We start from the raw sequence: 2,050 nt of genomic DNA, 5'->3' as shown, positions 1-2,050 counted from the left end.
GGACTCGGCTCATCCACGTGCAGCGTCATGGGCAGCACCCCGTGCCGCATCGCCATGACCATCTTGATGATCCCACCGACACCCGCCGCCGCCTGAGCGTGGCCGATGTTCGACTTCAACGACCCCAACCACAACGGCCGGTCATCAGAGCGCTCCTGACCATAAGTCGCCAACAACGCCTGCGCCTCGATCGGATCACCCAACGTCGTGCCCGTCCCATGGGCCTCTACAACGTCCACCTGGGCAGCCGACACCTGCGCATTGGCCAGAGCCTGCCGGATCACCCGCTGCTGCGCCGGACCATTCGGCGCGGTCAACCCGTTCGACGCACCATCCTGGTTCATGGCAGAGCCACGCACCAGCGCGAGCACCCGATGACCGTTGCGGCGGGCGTCCGACAGCCGCTCGACCAGCAGCATGCCCACGCCCTCGCCCCAACCGGTGCCGTCCGCAGCAGCCGCGAACGACTTGCACCGCCCATCACGGGACAGACCACGCTGACGACTGAACTCCACGAACGTCTCAGCGGTGGCCATCACCGCCACCCCGCCGGCCAGCGCCAGCGAGCACTCACCCGACCGCAGGGACTGGGCAGCCAGGTGCAATGCCAACAGCGACGACGAACACGCCGTGTCCACCGTGACCGCAAGTCCCTCCAGGCCGAGCGCATATGCCACCCGGCCCGTCGCGATCGACCCCGTGCTGCTGTTACCCGTGTAGTCGTGGTACATCATCCCGGCGAACACACCGGTCCGGCTGCCCCTGAGAGTGCGCGGGTCGATCCCGGCGTTCTCGAATGCCTCCCACGATGTTTCCAGCAGCAACCGCTGCTGCGGGTCCATGATCAGGGCTTCCCTTGGACTGATCCCAAAGAAACCTGGATCGAAGTCCGCCGCATCGTGCAGGAAGCCCCCTTCCCGGACATAGGTCGTGTTCGGACGCGTTCCAGTAGGGTCGTACAGCTTCTCGAGGTCCCAGCCGCGGTTCTCCGGGAATCCGGAGACCCCATCGACCCCGTCGACGACCAGACGCCACAGGTCGTCCGGATTCTTCACGCCGCCGGGGAACCGGCAGGCCATACCCACGATCGCGATGGGCTCCCGGGCCGCTTCGGTGAGCTTGCGGTTCTGCGTGCGGAGCCGCTCGGTCTCCTTGAGAGATGCGCGAAGCGCGTTGACCAGCTTGTCGTCGGAATTGACCATCGGTTCCTCACACTTCCGGCATTGAATCGTCGAGGCCGGCACTTTGCAGTGCCATGTTGATCAGGCTGTCCGCATCCATCTCGTCGATGGAGGGCTCGTCGCCGGGATCGTCCTGCACGTGCTCCTCCGCTCGGACCCCGGCGAGTTCGAGCAAGCCGGCAAGCATCCCGGCATCCCGGAGCCTGCTAATCGGAATCGACCCGAGAGCACGGCGGACGGTCTCCTCCGTGTCATCGTCGTCCGCGCCCTCAGGCACCAGTTCCTCAGCCAGCCGCCTGACCAGGGCCAGTGCGTTCGGGTAGTCGAAGACCAGCGTCGAAGACAGCCGCAGTCCGGTGGACACGTTGACCGAGTTGCGGAACTCCACAGCGGACAGTGAATCGAAGCCCAGCTCGCTGAATGCCTGCTCCGGCTGGATGACTGCAGGGTCCACGTGCCCGAGGGTGGCCGCGGCATGGGTGCGGACCAGATCGAGCAGCGCGGCCTCGCGGTCCTCACTAGACACGCCGACCAGTCGCTGCCGAAGCGCACCCGCGTCCGCGTTCGCCGCCTTGCGCAGGGACGGGCCTCGCACCAGGCCGCGGAACAGCGGCAGTGATTCATTGGCACCAAGGACGGTGAGGTCGAGGCGAACCGGGACGACAATGGCCGCCTCGTGGCCCACCGCCTTGTCGAACAACGCCAGGCCCTCGCTGACGTGGAAAGGCAGGACTCCGTTGCGCGACATGCGGACACGGTCGGCCTTGCTGAGGCCACCGGTCATGCCACTGGCCTGGTCCCACAGGCCCCAGGCCAGCGACTGCGCCGGCAGACCCTGCCCACGCCGGTGAACAGCCAGAGCGTCCAAA

General features: G+C 66.6%; 2 protein-coding genes. Both read right to left on the bottom strand.

The window, feature by feature from the left end:
• Nucleotides 1-1,202, bottom strand: a 1,202-nt coding sequence (locus ACIPLC_RS38135) for a type I polyketide synthase (protein WP_400477656.1), incomplete at its 3' end; no start/stop codon positions are given.
• 7 nt (nt 1,203-1,209) lie between these two features.
• Nucleotides 1,210-2,050: beta-ketoacyl reductase (locus ACIPLC_RS38130; RefSeq protein WP_400477655.1), on the bottom strand; the 841-nt coding region annotated here is incomplete at its 5' end.

Source organism: Kitasatospora sp. NPDC086801 (assembly GCF_044745805.1).
GTDB lineage: Bacteria > Actinomycetota > Actinomycetes > Streptomycetales > Streptomycetaceae > Kitasatospora.
The sequence above is the reverse complement of the archived record's forward strand: the minus strand, read 5'-3'. Positions and strand labels throughout refer to the sequence as shown.